Annotated in this window: 17 protein-coding genes; 14 read left to right on the top strand and 3 right to left on the bottom strand. The window is 68.6% G+C overall.

Annotation, left to right across the window (positions count from 1 at the left end):
* Window positions 1–46 precede the first annotated feature (46 nt).
* From DFR72_RS37040 to DFR72_RS45995, 4 genes are all read left to right on the top strand, one after another.
* Window positions 47–1561, top strand: coding sequence for a phytoene desaturase family protein (locus tag DFR72_RS37040; protein ID WP_090071219.1), 1515 nt, complete (start codon window positions 47–49; stop codon window positions 1559–1561).
* Between the two features lie 47 nt (window positions 1562–1608).
* On the top strand, window positions 1609–2100 hold the full coding sequence (locus tag DFR72_RS47260; RefSeq protein WP_090071217.1) for a hypothetical protein: 492 nt from the start codon (window positions 1609–1611) through the stop codon (window positions 2098–2100).
* Between the two features lie 401 nt (window positions 2101–2501).
* Window positions 2502–3059: an ArsR/SmtB family transcription factor gene (locus DFR72_RS37030; protein WP_090071215.1), complete on the top strand. Its 558-nt coding sequence runs from the start codon at window positions 2502–2504 to the stop codon at window positions 3057–3059.
* A 23-nt stretch (window positions 3060–3082) separates the two neighbouring features.
* Entirely contained in the window at window positions 3083–3241 is a 159-nt protein-coding gene (locus DFR72_RS45995; RefSeq protein ID WP_170176577.1) for a hypothetical protein, read from the top strand.
* Window position 3242: 1 nt separating this feature from the next.
* On the opposite strand, the gene DFR72_RS37025 is transcribed toward DFR72_RS45995, so the two are convergent.
* From DFR72_RS37025 to DFR72_RS37015, 3 genes are all read right to left on the bottom strand, one after another.
* Window positions 3243–5531, bottom strand: coding sequence for an FdhF/YdeP family oxidoreductase (locus tag DFR72_RS37025; RefSeq protein WP_090071474.1), 2289 nt, complete (start codon window positions 5529–5531; stop codon window positions 3243–3245).
* A gap of 150 nt (window positions 5532–5681) precedes the next feature.
* Window positions 5682–6554 (bottom strand): hypothetical protein, encoded by an 873-nt coding sequence (locus DFR72_RS37020; RefSeq protein ID WP_090071213.1) that lies wholly within the window; start codon window positions 6552–6554, stop codon window positions 5682–5684.
* A gap of 30 nt (window positions 6555–6584) precedes the next feature.
* On the bottom strand, window positions 6585–7340 hold the full coding sequence (locus tag DFR72_RS37015; RefSeq protein ID WP_090071210.1) for a hypothetical protein: 756 nt from the start codon (window positions 7338–7340) through the stop codon (window positions 6585–6587).
* 85 nt (window positions 7341–7425) lie between these two features.
* Between DFR72_RS37015 and DFR72_RS37010 the strand changes: the two genes are divergently transcribed.
* The 10 genes from DFR72_RS37010 to DFR72_RS46515 all read left to right on the top strand — a co-directional run bounded on the left by DFR72_RS37010 (window position 7426) and on the right by DFR72_RS46515 (window position 18517).
* Window positions 7426–10053, top strand: coding sequence for a valine--tRNA ligase (locus DFR72_RS37010; protein ID WP_090071208.1), 2628 nt, complete (start codon window positions 7426–7428; stop codon window positions 10051–10053).
* On the top strand, window positions 10050–11396 hold the full coding sequence (folC, locus tag DFR72_RS37005) for a bifunctional tetrahydrofolate synthase/dihydrofolate synthase (protein ID WP_090071206.1): 1347 nt from the start codon (window positions 10050–10052) through the stop codon (window positions 11394–11396). Before DFR72_RS37010 ends, folC begins: the two co-directional genes overlap by 4 nt.
* The gene (locus tag DFR72_RS37000) at window positions 11393–11785 is read left to right on the top strand and encodes a DUF4233 domain-containing protein (protein WP_090071204.1); all 393 of its coding nucleotides are present in this window, start codon (window positions 11393–11395) and stop codon (window positions 11783–11785) included. Before folC ends, DFR72_RS37000 begins: the two co-directional genes overlap by 4 nt.
* Before the next feature lie 502 nt (window positions 11786–12287).
* A complete protein-coding gene (locus DFR72_RS36995; protein ID WP_090071201.1) occupies window positions 12288–12584 on the top strand; it encodes a PE domain-containing protein in 297 nt (98 codons plus the stop codon).
* 13 nt (window positions 12585–12597) lie between these two features.
* Window positions 12598–13203, top strand: a complete 606-nt coding sequence (locus DFR72_RS36990; RefSeq protein ID WP_170176576.1) for a DUF3558 domain-containing protein — start codon at window positions 12598–12600, stop codon at window positions 13201–13203.
* A complete protein-coding gene (locus tag DFR72_RS45990) occupies window positions 13200–14519 on the top strand; it encodes a WXG100 family type VII secretion target (RefSeq protein ID WP_170176572.1) in 1320 nt (439 codons plus the stop codon). Before DFR72_RS36990 ends, DFR72_RS45990 begins: the two co-directional genes overlap by 4 nt.
* A gap of 1 nt (window position 14520) precedes the next feature.
* On the top strand, window positions 14521–15219 hold the full coding sequence (locus tag DFR72_RS36985; RefSeq protein ID WP_170176575.1) for an ESX secretion-associated protein EspG: 699 nt from the start codon (window positions 14521–14523) through the stop codon (window positions 15217–15219).
* A 43-nt stretch (window positions 15220–15262) separates the two neighbouring features.
* On the top strand, window positions 15263–15691 hold the full coding sequence (locus DFR72_RS36980; protein WP_090071195.1) for a hypothetical protein: 429 nt from the start codon (window positions 15263–15265) through the stop codon (window positions 15689–15691).
* Between the two features lie 51 nt (window positions 15692–15742).
* A complete protein-coding gene (locus DFR72_RS36975) occupies window positions 15743–17251 on the top strand; it encodes an alkaline phosphatase D family protein (protein ID WP_090071193.1) in 1509 nt (502 codons plus the stop codon).
* Window positions 17252–17272: 21 nt separating this feature from the next.
* Window positions 17273–18517 carry a hypothetical protein gene (locus tag DFR72_RS46515; protein ID WP_177224634.1) on the top strand — a complete coding sequence of 415 codons (1245 nt, stop codon included), beginning with the start codon at window positions 17273–17275 and terminating at the stop codon, window positions 18515–18517.
* Window positions 18518–18540 lie beyond the last annotated feature (23 nt).

The raw sequence follows: 18540 nt of genomic DNA, 5'->3' as shown, positions 1-18540 counted from the left end.
CGCTATGTTCCCCACCGACCAGGCTACGTGGGAGGGATTCCGGGGCATGGACGACGTCGTGATCGTGGGGGGCGGCCACAACGGGCTGGTGGCGGCCGCGTACCTCGCCAGGGCGGGGAAGTCGGTCAGGGTGCTGGAGAAGTTGCCGCACGTCGGCGGGGCCGCGGTGAGCGCCTCACCGTGGGAGGGCGTCGACGCCCGGCTCTCGCGCTTCTCGTACCTGGTCTCGCTGCTGCCCGACCAGATCGTGTCGGACCTGGGGCTGGAGCTGGCGCTGAAGTCCCGTTCGGCCTCGTCCTACACGCCGAACGGCAAGGGCGGGCTGCTGGTCGAGCGCTCGCCGGGCGAGGCGACGGTGAGGTCGTTCGAGGCCGTGTGCGGGTCGCTCGACGACTGGGAGCGGTGGCAGCGCTGGTACGCCGACCTGGAGCTGCTGGCGCAGGCGCTGGCGCCGACCCTGCTGCAACCGCTGGTGTCCCGCGAACACCTGCGCGTGCACGTCGACGCGGTGGTGCGCGGCCGGTGGTGGGAGCAGGTCTTCGAACGGCCGCTCGGCGCGACGCTGCAGGAGCTGTTCGATGACAACCTGGTGCGCGGTGTCGTCGCCACGGACGCGTTGATCGGCACGCACTCGTCGCTGCATTCGTTGCGCGCCAACAAGTGCTTCCTCTACCACGTGATCGGCAACGGGACAGGGGAGTGGAAGGTCCCGGTCGGTGGCATGGGCGGGGTCACCGCCGAGCTGGAACGGGTCGCGCGCGAGGCCGGTGCGCGGATCGTCACCGGTGCCGAGGTCACGTCCGTCGAGTCGGACGGCAGGACCGCCTCGGTGACGTACGGGGGCGAGACGGCCGAGGCCCGGTTCGTGCTGTCGAACGTGGCGCCGTCGGTGCTGGGACGGTTGCAGGGCAAGGAGGTCCACGACGCGCCCGGCTGCCAGTTGAAGATCAACATGCTGCTGCGGAAGCTGCCCGAGCTCAAGTCCGGTGTCGACGCGCGGCTGGCGTTCGCGGGCACGTTCCACCTCGACGAGTCCTACGACCAGCTGGAGATCGCGTACCTGGAGAGCGCCGCCGGGCAGGTGCCGTCGGTGCTGCCGGGCGAGATGTACTGCCACTCGCTGACCGACCCGTCGATCCTCGGGCCGTCGCTCGCGGGCCACGAGACGCTGACGCTGTTCGGCCTGCACCTGCCGGCGTCGTTGTTCGAGGGCCGCAACGCCGAACTGCGCGACGAACTGGTGCAGCGCTACCTCGGCCAGCTCAACGCCCACCTCGTGGAGCCGATCCAGGACTGCCTCGCCGTCGACGCGCAGGGCACCCCGTGCATCGAGGCGCGCACCCCGCTCGACCTGGAGGAGGAGCTCGGCCTGCCGGGTGGCAACATCTTCCACGGCGAGCTCGACTGGCCGTTCGCCGAGACCGACGAGCAGGTCGGCAGGTGGGGCGTGGAGACCGACGTGGACAACGTCTTCGTCTGCGGTGCGGGCTCCCGTCGCGGCGGCGGCGTGAGCGGCATCGGCGGCCACAACGCCGCACAGGCGGTGCTCGAACGCATTTGAGACATTTTTGATGACACTCCGCGTCATCTCTGGTTACAGTTGCCGGCGTGGGGGACTTCTACGGGATCGCTGAGATCGCCGACGCCATGGGGCTCAGCCGGCAGCTGGTGGCCGTCTGGCGCAAAAGACGGTCGCACGGCATCCCCGAGCCGGACGCGGAACTCGCGTCCGGTCCGATCTGGCGCCGCGAGACGGTGGAGCCGTGGATCGAACGCACGCGTGGCCGCCTCGGCCTCGCGGGCACGCGGGAGTCCGCGAGCAGGAGCCTCCGGCTCCGCACCTGCCGCCGCGTGCTGCGGCTGGCGGCGCTGATGCTGGAGGACCCGCAACGGCCGCGTGTGCTCAACGAGGCCGCGGACCAGTTGCGCGACCTGATCCACGAGGTCGACCAGTCCGCGGACGACGTCGTCGGCGCGCTGCTGCGCGAGCTCATCGAGCCCGTGCGCGACCCGGACGTTCCCGCGGAGTTGTTGCGGGTGCCGGTGATCGAGTCGTTGCCGCTGGTGACCGCCGTCGCGCGCAACTCGCCAGACTGGTGACGAGGGTGCCCGGCGCGGCCAGTGCCATGTCGGCGTGGGCGTCCCACATGTCGCCTTGCTGGCCGTTGCAGGCATCGGGGCGAGCGTCATCGCGAGCATGATCTCCAGCGACCGCAACCACTTCCGTCGCAGCACCGCGGTCAGGCGCAGGTCGTACGCGAAGTGCACGAGCCGGTCGAAGTGGTTGCGGTCCCAGGAGAACGCCTCCGGCAGCCGTACGCCGAACAGCGCTTCCGTGGCCTGCGCCTCGACGCCCACGGAGCCACGAGCGCCACTGCCGTCAACGAGCTGTGCAACGCCGTGTCATGCACACATCGTGGCTGATCTTGGACCGCGTTATATCAGGACTTCTATATCAAGGAATCTTGCTAAGGGTTCCTTGATAAGCGTACGGTGGTGCCATGACCGAGGCTCCGCTCAGTGATCCCAAGGCGCTCCGCGCGTTGTCGCACCCCTTCAGGTGGAAGCTGATCCAGCTGCTCACCGAGCAGGGTCCGCGCACCGCGACGCAATGCTCCGAGAAGCTGGGCGAGAGCGTCGCGAGCTGCTCCTACCACCTGAACATGCTGGCCAAGTACGGCTTCGTCACCGAGGTCGAAGGTCCGGGCCGGCAGAAACCGTGGCAGATCGTCAGGGGTCGCCAGTCCATCTCTCCGGAAGGGCTGGAGGGGGAGGCGGCGATGGCGGCCGAGGCCGCGGCGATGGCCTACCTGGACCAGGAGTTCGAGCGCACGCGGGAGCGCTTGCGTCAGCGCGAGCACCTGCCGGAGGACTGGCGCAAGTCCGTCGGCACGGAGGGGCACATCAAGTTCCTCACCGCCGAGGAGACCGCGGAGTACCTCGCGGAACTGCAGGCGGTGCTGAACAAGTACGACGAGCGCAGGACCGACGAGTCGCTGCGGCCTGAGGGTGCCAAGCCCGTCAGGGTGTTCCTGAGCGTCACGGTCGCCACCGAGTAACAGCCATCCGAGGGAGAACTGTCATGATCTCGCACCACGAAGCGTTTGCTATCGCGAAGTACCGGCAGCAGGAGTTCGAGGCCGACGCGGCCGCGCGCCGGCTCGTCAAGAAGTCCGAAACCGTTGCGGCCAAACCCGAACGACGCCTGTTAAGGCTCTTCGTCCGGGTCCGGCCCGCGTAGGTCAGGCGACGGGCTCCAGGCGCACGATCACCGACTTGGAGGTCGGCGTGCCGGAGATGTCGGCCTTGGAATCCAGTGGCACCAACGGGTTCGCCTCGGGGAAGTACGTCGCCACGCACCCGCGCGCGGTCGAGTAGGAGACGATCCGGAACGACTCGGCGCGGCGTTCGACGACGCCCGTCGGGTCGTCCTTCCACTCCGACACGATGTTCACCATCTGGCCGTCGGAGAACCCGAGGGCCTTGACGTCGTCCGGGTTCACGAACACCACGCGACGGCCGTCCTTCACGCCGCGGTAGCGGTCGTCCAGGCCGTAGATCGTGGTGTTGTACTGGTCGTGGCTGCGCAGGGTCTGCATCAGCAGCCGGCCCTCGGGGATCTCGATGACCGTCAGTTCGTTCGCGGTGAAGTTCGCCTTGCCGGTGGTCGTCGCGAACTCCTGCGAGTCGCGCGGCGGGTGCGGCAGCACGAAACCGTCGGGCTGACGCACGCGCGTGTTGTAGTCGGTGCAGCCCGGCACGACGCGGGAGATGTGCTCGCGGATGACGTCGTAGTCCTTCTCGAACTCCTCCCACGCCACGGGGTGCGAGGCGCCGAGGGTCTTGCGCGCGAGCCGGCAGACGATCGAGATCTCGGACAGCAGCTGCTCCGATGCGGGCTTGAGCCGGCCCCGTGAGCGGTGCACGACCGACATCGAGTCCTCGACCGTGACGAACTGCTCGCCCGAGTGCTGCACGTCGCTCTCGGTGCGGCCCAGCGCGGGCAGGATCAGCGCCGTCCTGCCGTGCACCACGTGCGAGCGGTTGAGCTTCGTGGAGACGTGCACCGTCAGGGAGCACTGCTCCAGCGCCTTCTCGGTCACCGGGGTGTCCGGGGTGGCGCTGACGAAGTTGCCGCCCATCGCGATGAACACCTTGCCGCGGCCGTGGCGCATCGCGTTGATCGCGTCGACGGTGTCGAAACCGTGCTTGCGCGGCACGGAGATGCTGAACTCGCTCTCCAAGGCCTGCAGGAACTTCTCCGGCATCTTCTCGTAGATGCCCATCGTGCGGTCGCCCTGCACGTTCGAATGGCCGCGTACCGGGCACAGGCCCGCGCCCGGCTTGCCGATCATGCCGCGCAGGAACATGACGTTCGTGATCTCGCGGATCGTGGGCACGCTGTGCTTGTGCTGCGTCAGACCCATGGCCCAGCAGGCGATCGTGGCCTTCGAGTCGACGAACATGCCGGCCACGCGCGTGATCTGCTCGCGGGTCAGCCCGGTCGCGGCGATCACCCGCTCCCAGTCGAGCTCGCGCACGCTCTCCGCGTACTCCTCGAAGCCGTGCGTCTTCGCCTCGATGAACGTCTTGTCGAGCTTGTCCCACTGCAGCAGCAGGTGACCGATCGCCTGGAACAGCGCCTGGTCCCCGCCGACCCTGATCTGCACGAACTCGTCGCACAGCGCGGTGCCCTTGCCGACGATGCCGGCGACGTTCTGCGGGTTCTTGAACCGCATCAGGCCCGCTTCCGGCAGCGGGTTGATCGCGATGATCTTCGCGCCGTTCTTCTTGGCGTCCTCCAGCGCGCTGAGCATGCGCGGGTGGTTCGTGCCGGGGTTCTGGCCGATGACCACGATCAGGTCGGCGAGGTCGAAGTCCTTGATCGACACCGAGCCCTTGCCGATGCCGATCGTCTCGTTGAGCGCCGAGCCGGACGACTCGTGGCACATGTTCGAGCAGTCCGGGAGGTTGTTGGTGCCGAACGAGCGGACCAGCAGCTGGTAGAGGAACGCGGCCTCGTTGCTGGTGCGGCCGGAGGTGTAGAAGATCGCCTCGTCCGGTGATGACAACGCTGTCAGCTCGTCGGCGATGAGCGTGAACGCGTCGTCCCAGCTGATCGGTGTGTAATGCGTCGCACCGGGCCGCAGAACCATCGGTTCGGTGAGCCGGCCCTGCTGGCCGAGCCAGTAGTCGGTCTTCGTCCGCAGGCTCCCGATGGAGTGCTCGGCGAAGAACTCGGGCCCGATTCGTCGTTTGGTGGCTTCCTCCGCGACGGCCTTCGCGCCGTTCTCGCAGAACTCCGCCATCTTGCGGTGACCCTGTGGTTCGGGCCACGCGCAACCAGGGCAGTCGAAACCTTCACGCTGGTTGAGCAGTCGCAACGTCTTGACCGTGCGCCCGACCCCCATCTGCTCGACCGCGCGGTCGAGCGACACGAGCACGCCGGGAATACCCGCCGCCCAGGTCTTGGGAGTGCTGACTTCGAGCGCGGACTCGTCGACGTCGTGCTGCGGGGGCTTGCTGCTCATGCGTCCCATTGTTCGCTGATCGACGTCGGCGCCGCCAGCGCCCCCGAAGAACGCGGCGGCGTCGCCCGTCACGGGCCCCAAGGGGTTGAACGGTCCGTGCCGGTCAATTGTGATCGCCGTCACTGCGTCCCGGCACCTCTGAAAGAGTGATCAATCGCAGGTGTCGGAGATCGGCATCTGACCGTCGGCCGAGAAGTACTGCTTCTTGTCGCCGGGAGCTCCTTCGCCGTGCAGCCGCGGTTCGGTGAACGGCGGCGCCAGGAAACCGTCCTTCGCCGCCTTGCACGCGATCGAGTACTGGTGGCCGGAGGCGTCCGACGGCCACAGGCCCTGCGGGGTGATCGAGTAGGTGACCTTCTCGCGGACGACCGAGACGATCTCCATCTGGTCGAACAGGCTCTTCGGGTCCGGCGGCTCGAACGCGTAGGCGAACACGTAGTCGGCCGTGACCGCGGGGAGGCCGTCCTTCTCGCCGAGCGTCATCTTCCCGGACGCCTTCACACCGTTCGGCAGCAGCTTCGTGCCCTGCTTGAGACGCGTGGTCCAGCCGCCGATGTCCTTGGTGACGTGGTCGCGCACCTCGGGCGCGAGCAGACCGAGGAACTTGTCCGGCTTGTGCTCGCCGAGCATCACCGGATCGATGCGCGCCGCGACGAGGGCCTGCCGGACCTGCTCGAACGCCGGATCGGCGTCCGGCGCGACGATGCCCTTGTCGCCGTCAGGCCACTGCTCGGCGGGCGTGCCGGTGAAGGGGATCGCGACGTTCACGCCCGAGTACGGCAGCTCGACCTGCGGCAGGTCCACCGACGGCAGCGAGGCCCCGCTGAACCTCCCGGTCCTGTACAGGCCGAACAGCACCGCGCCGATGACGACCAGCGCGATGGCGGAGACGACCTTGCCGCTGTGCCTGCGCATCCGTGCCTGCCGCCGTTGCCTGCGGATCTCCCGCTTGGCGCGTCTGTTCGCGGCGCGGATCCAGGCCGCGTCCTTGAGGTCAGGATGATCTTCGATGTCGTGCTTCACTTCGTCCCCCAGTGCTTCTTCATCGGTTGGTCACGCGCTCACGCCGCAGGTCGAGCCGCCGGCGAACTGCGGCGCCAGGTAGCCGTCGGTCTTGGTGGAGCACGCCGCGTGGTCGATGCGGATCTTCGTGGTCCTGATCTGCAGGCCCTGCGGGATCAGGCGGTAGTCGGCGATCGCGTGCAGCAGGACGACGAAGTCCTCGGGACCGCCCACGGCTGTCCGGTCAGCGGGCGCGAAGGCGTAGGCGATCAGGTAGTCGCTCCGGACGACGTCGACGCCCTCGTCGTCGACGGCGGGCGCGATGGTGCCCTTGACCTTGATGCCGCCCGGCAGCAGCGTGGTGCCCTGCTTGAGCCGGGTCACCAGCGTCGGCAGGATCGGCATCCAGGCCTCGCGCGCCTCGGCGGGCACCAGCGAGAGGAACGCGCTGGGGTCGTGCCCCACCAGCACCGCGGGGTCCAGCCTGGCCGCGACGACGGCCTTGCGCACCTGTTCGTGCTCGGATGCCGCGACGACCCCCTTCTCGCCGTCCGCCCAGGTCTCGAACTCGGTGCCGGCGAACGGCCGGTCGAAGTCCACGGCGGACGCGGGGTGCGCCGGTCCTTCCGCGACACCGCCCACCAGCAGGCCGCCGGCCACGAGACCGGTGACCGCGAGCGCCGCCACGAACCCGACGACCACGCCCCGCTTGCCGCGTCTCTCCCGGTTGAACTCGCGCTCGACCCGACGGCCCCAGTCGGCGTCGTTCAGGTCTGGATGATCTTCGATGCCCCCGTAAAGACTCACGAGGCGGGGATCGTAGAGGTTGGCCCGCTCGTTAGCAGGTATCTCGGTGTAAGTCGATAGCCAGCCCTCCGTAGACTTGCGTGCTGTGACTGAACTCGACACCGCAACCCAGCGTCCCGACCTCCCCGCCGCGTGGACTCCGGCGGAGGTAGAGGCGGAGCTGTACCAGCGGTGGGTCGACCGGCGGTACTTCGAGGCGGACGTCAAGAGCGACAAGCCGCCGTTCACGATCGTGCTGCCCCCGCCCAACGTCACCGGCAGCCTGCACATGGGCCACGCCATGAACCACAGCGTGATGGACGCGCTGTCCAGGCGCCGCCGCATGCAGGGCTACGAGGTGCTGTGGCTGCCCGGCATGGACCACGCCGGCATCGCGACGCAGAACGCCGTCGAGCGCGACCTCGCGAAGCAGGGCCTGTCGCGGCAGGACCTCGGGCGCGAGAAGTTCGTCGAGCGCGTCTGGGAGTGGAAAGAGGAGTACGGCGGCAAGATCCTCGACCAGATGAAGCGGCTCGGCGACGGCATCGACTGGTCGCGTGAGCGCTTCACCATGGACGAGGGGCTGTCGCGCGCCGTCCAGACGATCTTCAAGAAGATGTACGACGACGGCCTGATCTACCAGGCCGAGCGGATCATCAACTGGTGCCCGCGCTGCCAGACGGCGCTGTCGGACATCGAGGTCGACCACAGCGAGGACGAGGGCGAGCTCGTCTCGATCCGCTACGGCGACGGGGAGAACTCGATCGTCGTCGCGACCACGCGCGCCGAGACGATGCTGGGTGACACCGCGGTCGCCGTCCACCCGGACGACGAGCGCTACCGGCACCTCATCGGCACCGAGGTCGAGCTGCCGCTGACGGGCCGCCGCATCCCGATCGTCGCCGACGCGCACGTCGACCCGAAGTTCGGCACGGGCGCCGTCAAGGTCACGCCCGCGCACGACCCGAACGACTTCGAGATCGGCCAGCGCCACGGCCTGCCGAACCTCACGGTCATGGACGGCCGCGCCACGATCACCGCGAACGGGCCGTTCCTCGGCCTCGACCGGTTCGAGGCGCGCCCGGCGATCGTCGCCGCGTTGCGCGCGGAGGGCCGGATCGTCGCGGAGAAGCGGCCGTACGTCCACTCCGTCGGGCACTGCTCGCGCTGCAACACGGTCATCGAGCCGCGCCTGTCGCTGCAGTGGTGGGTCAAGGTCGAGACCATCGCCGAGGCCGCGTCCGCCGCCGTCCGCGACGGCCGCACCAAGATCCACCCGGCCGAGCTGAACAAGCGGTACTTCGACTGGACCGACAACCTGCACGACTGGTGCATCTCGCGCCAGCTGTGGTGGGGCCACCGCATTCCGGTCTTCTACGGCCCGAACGGCGAGGTCGTCTGCGTCGGACCGGACGACGAGGTGCCCACCGGTGAGGGCTGGCGTCAGGACGAGGACGTCCTCGACACGTGGTTCTCGTCGGGTCTGTGGCCGTTCTCCACGCTGGGCTGGCCCGAGTCCACTGAGGACCTTCGCAAGTTCTACCCGACCTCCGTTCTCTCGACCGGCTACGACATCCTGTTCTTCTGGGTCGTCCGGATGATGATGTTCGGCCTGTACGCGATGGACGGGGTCCAGCCGTTCGACCACGTCTTTCTGCACGGTCTGATCCGGGACCAGAACGGCAAGAAGATGTCGAAGTCCAAGGGCAACGGCATCGACCCGCTGGACTGGATGGAGCGCTACGGCGCGGACGCCACCCGGTTCACGCTGCTGCGCGGCACGAACCCCGGTTCGGACATGGCCGTCGCCGAGGAGTGGGCGGCCGGTTCGCGCAACTTCACCACGAAGCTGTGGAACGCCACGAGGTTCGCGCTGGCCAACGGTGCGACGGTCGCCCGTCCGCTGCCGGCCCGCGAGGAGCTGACGGCGGCCGACCGCTGGATCCTCGACGAGCTCGACGCGCTGGTGTCCACTGTGGACTCCAACTTCGAGGCGTTCCAGTTCTCCCGTGCCTGCGAGGCGCTGTACAGCTTCACCTGGGACGAGTTCTGCGACTGGTACCTGGAGATCGCGAAGGTCCAGATCGCGGACGGCCGCGCCGAGGCCACGCAGTCCGTCCTGGGCCACGTCCTCGACGTCGTGCTGCGCCTGCTGCACCCGGCGATCCCGTTCATCACCGAGACGCTGTGGACGTCGCTGACCGGTGGTGAGTCGCTGGTCGTCGCCGACTGGCCGAAGGCGTCCGGCGCCGAGCGCGACCTCGACGCGCTGGCCGAGGTCGAGGGCCTGAAGAAGCTCGCGACCGAGATCCGCCGGTTCCGTTCCGAGCAGGGCCTCAAGCCGGGCCAGAAGGTCGCGGGCAAGGTCCGCGGCGCGTGCTGCGTCGGCCTGCTCGACCAGGTCCCGTCGGTCCGCGCGATGACGCGGCTGACCGAGCCGGGTGACGAGTTCACCGTCTCCGCGACGCTCGAGGTCGGCCTGCCCAAGGGCGCCGTGAAGGTCGAGCTGGACCTGTCCGGCACGATCGACGTGGCGGCCGAGCGCAAGCGCCTCGCGAAGGACCTGGCCGCGGCGCAGAAGGAACTCGAGGGCACGACGAAGAAGCTGGGCAACGAGGCGTTCCTCGCCAAGGCGCCCGCCGACGTCAAGGCCAAGATCGAAGAGCGCAAGGCCGTCGCCGAGTCCGAGATCGCCCGCATCAACGAGCGCCTGGCCGCGCTGCCGGAGGCGTGAGCAAAGTGGAAGCCAACCTCGACGAGTTCCTCGACGTCGAGAACGAGCTCAACCAGCGGTGGCCCGAGACCAAGCTCGAGCCGTCGCTGGACCGGATCAAGGCGCTCGCCGACGTGCTGGGCGACCCGCAGTCGTCCTACCCGGTCGTGCAGCTGACGGGCACGAACGGCAAGACGTCGACGTCGCGCATGGTCGATGCGCTCTTCACGCGCATCGGCCTGCGCACCGGCCGGTTCACGAGCCCGCACCTGCAGCTCGCGACCGAGCGGATCAGCATCGACAACCAGCCGATCTCGCCGGAGCGCTACGTCGAGGTCTACCGCGACATCGAGCCGTACGTCGCGATGGTGGACACCCGGTCCGAGATCCGGATGAGCAAGTTCGAGGTGCTCACCGGCATGGCGTACGCGGCCTTCGCGGAAGCGCCGGCCGACGTCGCCGTGGTCGAGGTCGGCATGGGCGGCACGTGGGACGCGACGTCCATCGTGGACGCCCGCGTCGCCGTGCTCACCCCGATCGGCGTCGACCACACCGAGTACCTGGGCAACCGTCCCGAGGACATCGCGGTCGAGAAGTCCGGCATCATCAAGCCGGGCTCCGTCGCGATCGTCGCGGAGCAGACGCCCGAGGTCATGAGGGTGATCCTGGAACGCGTCGCCGAGGTGGACGCGATGGTGGCCCGTTTCGGCAGCGAGTTCGGCGTCCTGTCCAGGGCCGTCGCCGTCGGCGGCCAGATGATCACGTTGCAGGGCCTGGGCGGCGTCTACGAGGACATCTTCCTGCCGCTGCACGGCGAACACCAGGCGAAGAACGCCGCCCTGGCGCTGGCCGCCGTCGAGGCGTTCTTCGGCGCGGGCCCCGAGCGCAAGGTCGACATCGAGATGGTCCGCGAGGGCTTCGCCTCGGTCGTCACGCCGGGCCGCCTGGAGCGAGTCCGTTCCGCGCCCAACGTCTTCGTCGACGCCGCGCACAACCCGCACGGCGCCGCCGCTCTGGCTCGCGCGCTGGAGTCGGAGTTCGGCTTCCGCAAGCTGGTGGCCGTGGTTTCCGTCATGTCCGACAAGGACGCCGAGGGCATCCTCGCCGCACTGGAACCGGTCGTGCAGGAACTGGTGATCACCACCAACTCCTCGCCGCGCGCAATGGACCCGGACGTCCTCGCGGGCCTGGCCGTCCCGATCTTCGGCGAGGACCGCTTCGAGGTGCGTCCCCGCCTCGTCGACGCCGTGGAGGAAGCCATCCACCTCATCGAGGACGAGCAGTCCGGCGGCGGCGTGATCATCACCGGCTCCGTCGTCACCGCGGGCGAGGCCCGCGCCCTGTTCGGGAAGGAGCCGGCATGACCACCCCGGCCCCTCTGAAGAAGGACCCGATGAAGGCGTTCCGGGGCATCATGGCCGGAACGCTGATCCTCGAGGTCATCGTCGTAGCCCTGGCCCTGCCGGTGATCGCCAAGCTGCACGGCGGCGTCACGTCCCTGGTGGGCTGGGTCGCCTTCGGCTTCATCGCGGTGTTCATCGCGATGTGCGCCTTCGTCCGCAAGCCGTGGGCGATCGGCGCCGTCGTGGGCCTGCACGTGCTGCTGATCGCCACCTGGCTGCTGCTGCCCGCGATGGGCGTGATCGGCGTGATCTTCGGGCTCGTCTGGGCGTACCTGCTGTGGCTGCGCAAGGACCTGCTCAAGCGCATGGCCGAGGGCCGTCTCCCGGCGCAGCAACAGCAGCAGTCCTGACGAGAGTCAGGTCCGTTCGCAGACCGTCACGCGCCGATCGCCGGCAGGATCCGGCGATCGGCGTCGTCACCTCGGTGACCCGGCCGAGCGGGTTCGGCTCCACGAACCAGTCGCAGGCATCATTTTCCGGCTCGTAAGGCGCCAGGTGAATGCGGAGGTTCTTGTCGAGCCTGGACTTCCTGTAATCGTCCTGCGCGATTTCGCAGAGTATTCACCGGTGACCACCCTGATGACGTTCTTAGTGCCGAGATCTTTCTCCGCGACGTCGTCGGTGATGACGGTGCACCAGTAATACGGCCCCCATTGCATCCATTCCCGATGCCCACCTCGTCCTCGACGAAAGCGCTGAAGAACGACGCATGCGGCTCTTCGTGCCGGCGCTCGTCGCAATGCCGCGGAGCCACTTCGCCTTGTTCACCCGATCGTGCTTTGAAACCGGGACGGGTGCTGCGACCTGGCGCTATGCTGTTCGGCGCACGATTCTGCAGGGAGGGCACGGGGGATGAGCGGGATCAAGGTCGATCTGGAGACACTGCGCGCGGCCATCAAGGAGTACGAGGCCATCCGCGACGAGCTGGCGATGGCACACCACGACGGTCATGTCCTGGCCACCGTTCAGGGTGCGGGCAAAGACGCGCCGAGTCAGGTCTACGCGAACTGGGCCCGTGCGACGGGTGCTGCTCATCAGCGGTCCAACAAGCAGCTGCAGGACACGTTGACCACCAGGATCGAAAACCTGAACGCCACGCTGCGGCAGTACGAGCAGACGGAGCAGGGCAACCGGGACAACCTCAAGTAGAAGGACTGAGCTGTTGCGCATCCGAAGCATCGCCATCGGTACGGCCGCACTCGCACTGCTGGCCGGCTGTGGCGACAGCGGTGGCACGACCGGTACGCCGACGACCGCCTCTCAGCCGACCAGTTCCAGCAACGCCGGCGAAGGCCCCAAGATCGAGAACCCGCTCGACGTCAAGGCCTTCGAAGCCGACCCGTGCAGTACGGTCACCCCGGCTCAGGTGCAGGCGTTCGGGCTGCCGGGAGTCGCCGGAAGGGTCAACGACACCCCTCTCAGCAAGGGCTGCGTCTGGCTGGGTGCGAGCACGCCGGCGAAGATGTCTCCCGGCCTCGCGTTCCTGCCGGACGGTACGAACCTCTCGACGATCCTCCCCAACAAGGACTCGAGCTACGAGGTCTTCGAGGTGCAGCCCGCGATTCAGGGCTATCCGACCTACCTCTCGCTCGTCGCGGACGACCGCAAGAAGGGCGACTGCGCGCTTCTCGTCGGTGTCTCCGACGAGAAGGCCCTGACCTTCACCTTCCAGAGCACCCAGGGCAGTGCGAAGCTGGCTGACCCGTGTGCCGCGATCACCGAGTTCGCGAATCTCGCCATCACCACGATCAAGGCAGGTGCGAAATGACACGGCCCGCGCCCAGTTGCTTCACCGAGGACAACACCAGAGCCGAAGGGTTGTCGGGAGCGGAGATCTACTCCCAGATGACCGGCGGGCCGGGAACGGTCTCGGCCGATGCCGCGGCGAGGGCCGCGAAGAACCTGGAGCGCAGCTACGCCGGCATCGAGGCCAGGCTCAAGCGGGTCGGCGAGACGCTGGGCGAAGCGTGGACGGGTGCGAGCGCGAGTGCCGCTCAGTCCGCCGCGAACCCGATCAACCAGGCCATGGTCCAGATGCAGGACGCCCTGCGGCAGGCCGACCACTCCATCTCGAACCAGGTCTACCAGTTCACCCTGAACAAGAACCAGCTCAAGGACATGCCGGCGTCCAAGCCGGACACGAACTTCTGGGACGACGCGACTCCTTGGGACACCGACACCGAGGACAAGGTCAACAGCTACAACGCCGAGGAGAAGCACAACCGCGAGGTCTACAAGGAGTTCCAGAGCGCCAGCAACACCAACCGCGGTGAGCTGCCCAAGGAGTTCCCCGGCGTCATGACTGACAGCCTCGTGGTCGAGATCGCCGAGACCGGCGGCCACAACGGTGAAGAGAAGACGTCGAACAACACGACGAACACGCGGACGTCGAGCACTTCGACCAGTTCCTCGACCAGCACGCCGCAGAGCACGGTCGGCACCCCGTGGACCGTGCCGACCACCAACGGCGACCAGACGACCACCAGTTCGTCGGACACCACGAACACCAGCAACACCAACAACACCGGCAAGCCCGGCGTCGACAACCTCACCGGCAAGCCCCCGGTCGGCAGCGTGATCGACCGGCCGGGCAACACGGGCCTCCCGCCCATCGGCGTGCCCGTCCGCCCGAACACCGGCGGTCCGAACGGCCCCGGTGGCCCAGGCGGTCCGGGCGGCAGTGGCCGCGGCGGTCCTGGCGGGCCCGGTGCAGGTGGCGCGGGCGGCAAGTTCGGCGGAGGCGCCGGTGGTGGCGCCGGCGGTGCCGGGGGCAAGTTCGGTGGCGGCGGCCTCGGTGGCAGCAGCGCGGCGGCCGGTGGCACGGCGGCCCAGCAGCCCGGTGGCAAGGCCGGGGTGTTCGGCGGCATGGGCGAGACCGGGCAGAACGCGGCCCGCGGTGGCGCGGCGGGTGCGGCCGGACGCGGTGGCGCGGCCGGCATGGGTGGGATGGGCGGTCAGGGGCAGAAGGGTCAGGGCGAGGACGACCTGGAGCACAAGTCCGCCGACTACCTCATCACCGAGGAGAACACGAACGAGATCATCGGCGACATGCCGATGGTCGCACCGCCGACGATCGGGGGCTGACGTGCTTCGGTCGTCGATCCAACTGTCCGACCTCGCCTTCGACGTCCTGTGGAAGCAGGAGAAGCTGGGGCAGTACCACCCCGCGCTCTCCGTCGACTCGCCCGGTGAGACCGAGGACGAACGCGCGCTCATCGAGCGCGACGTCATCGGTGAGCTGCGGCGGGTCGGGCTCGACCACCCGGACGTCCGGGGCACGCTGCACCTGATCGCCAAGGCGGATCACGACTACTCGGCCTGGATCGCGGTCACGCCGAACGCGACCAAGCCCGTGGTGGTCGCGGCGAACTCGCAGCACGGTGTGCTCGCCCTGCACGACAACGGGTTCGTGCAGCTGCACCCGATCCGGCCGGACAACGCCCCGGAGGTCCTCGCGATGCAGCTGCCGGACGTTCCGGCTGGCCGCGGCGCGTCGATCAACGTGCACGAGACCGAGATCAACCTGCACCAGCCGGGCAAGGCGTCGCCGTCGATCTCGTTGCGGCAGCTTCTCGCCCAGCCCCGCAACGGCACGGCGAAGCTGTACGCGGCGAAGCGCAACGGCGAGGGCAGGCAGCGCGCCAAGACGTTCCTCACCACGATCGACTTCGAGGACGGCCGCTGGCTCGTGGTCAAGTACACCGACCAGAACCAGCAGACGTGGGTGCACGCCACCCCGGCGTCGCGCCAGATCATCACCGACTGGCTCAAGCGCCTCACATAACGGATTTACCGCCACCTAACCGACGTGCACCAGCGTCGCGGCTGTGAGAAAGCCATTCGCCATCGCCGCCGCACTGGCCGCGACGCTGCTGTCCGTCGGTCTGAGCTCCGGCACCGCCCACGCCGAGACCGTTCCCGGTTGTGCCTCTGCCAAGCAGATCGGCACCACGGGCCACGTGAAGTACCAGGGCGCGACCATCGCGTCGGTCAAGCAGTTCGCCGGGTGCGGCAAGAACTACGCCTACACCTGGGTCTGGGACTCCTACGCCAAGAGCCACTCCTACCGCGTCTCGAACTGGATCGCGGTGATCGAGAACGGCGAGGAGTACCCGCGCGGCGGCGGTGAGGCCGCGAACAAGCAGGAGCTGTGGGGCGCCGGGGCGGCCACACTCAACAAGTGCACGCGCGCGGTCGCCAGCGTCACCGTCCCCGGCGGCGGCTACGTGAGCGGCTGGACCGACCTGCGCTGCTGAAGTTCACCTCGGGTTTCAGCACCGGCCAGAACCGGCGACTAGAAACCGCGCATGACCTTCGACCGTCGTACGTTGTTCAAGGCAGGCGCACTCGGTACGGCCGCGGCGCTGGTGCCCTCGGGCATCAGCCTCGCGAAGTCCGACCGCCCGATCCTCACCCACGGCGTGCAGTCCGGCGACGTCACCTGGGACGGCGGCATCGTGTGGACGCGCGCCGACCGTCCCTCGCGGATGTTCGTCGAGGTGTCCAACGACCCGAGGTTCCGCCTCTCGCGCCGCGTTCGTGGCCCGTTGCTCACCCCCGAGACAGGGGGCACCGGCCAGGTCAGGGTGTCGAGCCTGCTGCCCGGCCGCCCCGCCTACTACCGCGTCACGGCCGAGGACCTGCACGGCCGCACCTGCAGCGCACCCGTCACGGGAAGCTTCACCACCGCCCCGCTCGGCCGCGACGACGTCAGCTTCGTGTGGTCCGGCGACGTCGCGGGCCAGGGCTGGGGCATCAACCCCGACATCGGCGGCATGCCGATCTTCAAGGCGATGGCCGACCGCAGGCCCGACTTCTTCATCCACAGCGGCGACAGCGTCTACTCCGACGGCCCGATGCAGGCGAGCGTGACGCTCCCGGACGGCCGGATCTGGCGCAACGTCGTCACGCCCGAGAAGTCCAAAGTGGCCGAAACCCTCGACGAGTACCGAGGCCAGTTCGCCTACAACCTCCTCGACGACAACGTGAAGCGCTTCGCTTCCCAGGTGCCGGTCTTCGCGCAATGGGACGACCACGAGGTCACGAACAACTGGTACCCCGGCGAGATCCTCGACAGCCCGCTCTACACCGAGAAGCGCGTGGACGTGCTGGCGCAGCGGGCTTTCCAGGCGTTCCACGAGTGGATGCCGATCGACCAGAAACGCGCGGTGGACGGTCGCGTCTACCGGAAGTTCTCCTACGGCCGCAACGTCGAGATCTTCGTGCTCGACATGCGCACCTACAAGGACAAGAACACCTCGCCCAAGGACAAGCCCGGCGTGATCCTCGGCGCGCAGCAGGCGAAGTGGCTCGTCGACGGGCTCAGCCGCAGCACCGCCACCTGGAAGATCATCGCGGCGGACCTGCCGATCGGCCTGACCGTGCCGGACGGGACCGACATCGAGGGCGTCGCGAACGGCCTGCCGGGCGCGCCCAACGGCCGTGAGCACGAGATCGCGTGGGTGCTCAGGGAGCTCAAGCGCCGCCGCGTCAAGAACACCGTGTGGCTCACGGCGGACGTCCACTACACCGCCGCCCACCACTACTCGCCCGACCGCGCGGCCGTGGGCGACTTCGACCCGTTCTGGGAGTTCGTGTCCGGTCCGCTGCACGCCGGTGCGTTCGGCCCGAACACGCTCGACCCGACGTTCGGTCCGCAGGCCGTGTTCGTGCACGCTCCGCCCGCCGCCAACACCTCGCCGCTGGACGGGTTCCAGCACGTCGGCGAGGTCAAGGCCTCGCGGCACGAGCTGACGGTGTGGCTGCGTGACGCGACCGGCACCTCCCTCTGGTCCAAAACGCTCAGGGCCGCCTGACGGGAGTCGTAGGGTCGGTGGGTGCCCATCTCGTTCGACACCACCGGCTTCCGTCAGCTCGACCAGAACACCTGGCAGCACCCCAGCGGTGACCAGGCCGAACTGGCCTACTACGGCCTGGTCCCCGACCTCCCGGCCGGGCTGGACGACCTGCCGAGGCTCCGGCACGACCTCGCCCTGGTCCACGGCGAGACCGGCTGCCTGATCGAGGCCCACGTCGTCCAGCTCGGAGGGGCGCCGGCGCTGCTGCGGATCGTCAAGCTGCCGCTGCCGAACCAGCCGAACGGGCAGGTGTTCGTCGGCTCCTTCACCATCCCCAAGGAGAGCTGCAGCGCCGTGTTGCAGCTCGGGGCGGTGGAACGCGGCATGACGGGCACGCGGGAGGCCATCCTCGCCGCCGAGCTCGGGTTCCAGAGCTGGGTCAAGCCGCACCCGTACGCGCCCGAGCTGGAAGGCGTGCTGCCGTTCCACGCGGGCGACGACCCCCGCCACGACGTGAGGTTCCCCGACCACCCGTTGTCGCGCGTGCGGGCGTGGGCACACCACGTGGTCCGCACGGCGCGGGTGGATCCGGGGTTCGCCTCGTTGCCGCCGTTCCGGGTGCAGGCGCCGCCGCCGCCGGTCGCACCTGGTCAAAGCCTCATCACGGCGCTGCCGAGCTTGCCGGTCAAGGACTTCATCGGGTTGCAGATCGGCGAGCAGACGACGTACTGGCGGACCACCGACCCGAAGCTCGGGGAGATGCTCGGCCGCGGGCTCATGGGCCGGTCGCCGCTCGCCGAGACCCGGTTCCGCGACATGCTCCTCATTGACGTCGAGACCGGCGAAGCGATGATCCCCGACCGCTTCACCACCAACGGCCAGATGACCGCGCACGGCACCCGCTTGCAGCGGGTCACGCTGCCCGAGGCCAACGCGGCGCTCTCCGACGACGACGTCATGGACGCCTTCAAGTGGGCCGGCCGGATGGCGGGGGCGGCGGCGGAACGCGGTGAGTTCCTGTCCCTGGAACCGATCGAGAACCAGGGCGAGCAGGCCGATCCGCACATCCTCCTGGCCGTGCAGCCGCACGAGGGCCAGCCGATGGTCATCGCCCAGTTCTCGCCGCCGCCGACCGAGGGGCCGCTGGCGGGTTCGCCGAGCCGCAGCGCACCCGCGACGACGGAGTCGGTCGAGGGCATCGGCGTGATCGCCGGGCTCGCGGTCAACGAGTGGCGCTCACATCCGCTGCGGATGGCGATCACCTACCGGCGTCCGGCAGACTGATTGCAAACATTTGCGGTGCTCGA

The sequence above is a fragment of the Lentzea flaviverrucosa genome, assembly GCF_003350445.1.
GTDB lineage: Bacteria > Actinomycetota > Actinomycetes > Mycobacteriales > Pseudonocardiaceae > Lentzea > Lentzea californiensis.
Note: the sequence above shows the minus strand (reverse complement) of the source record. Positions and strands in the feature narration are given on the sequence as shown.